Origin of the sequence: Tersicoccus phoenicis (assembly GCF_001968835.1) — a bacterium.
Lineage (GTDB): Bacteria > Actinomycetota > Actinomycetes > Actinomycetales > Micrococcaceae > Tersicoccus > Tersicoccus phoenicis.
Genome location: NZ_MRDE01000123.1, coordinates 1 through 303, shown reverse-complemented (window position 1 = coordinate 303; position 303 = coordinate 1). Strand labels below are relative to the sequence as shown.

Below are 303 nucleotides of genomic sequence, written 5' to 3'. Positions count from 1 at the left end.
ATGTTCGTGGCGATCTCGGCGTCCTCTCGTGCGGCGATGGTCCAGGCGACGACGAACCGGGAGAAGATGTCCAGGACCACGTACAAGTCGTAGTACACGCCCCGGTCCGGGCCCTTGAGCTTGGTGATGTCCCAAGACCACACCTGCCCCGGCGCCGTGGCCACCAGCTCCGGGCGGGCGCGGGGCGGGTGGACCGCCTGCCGGCGACGCTCACCGGCCATCGCGTTCTCGCGCAGGATGCGGTGCATCGTGGATCGCGAGCACAGGTAGATGCCCTCGTCCAGCAGCGTGGCCCAGACCTGC

Annotated in this window: 1 protein-coding gene; it reads right to left on the bottom strand. The window is 69.0% G+C overall.

What is annotated here, in order from left to right:
• On the bottom strand, nucleotides 1-303 hold a 303-nt coding region (locus BKD30_RS15410), incomplete at both ends, for a DDE-type integrase/transposase/recombinase (RefSeq protein WP_143588239.1).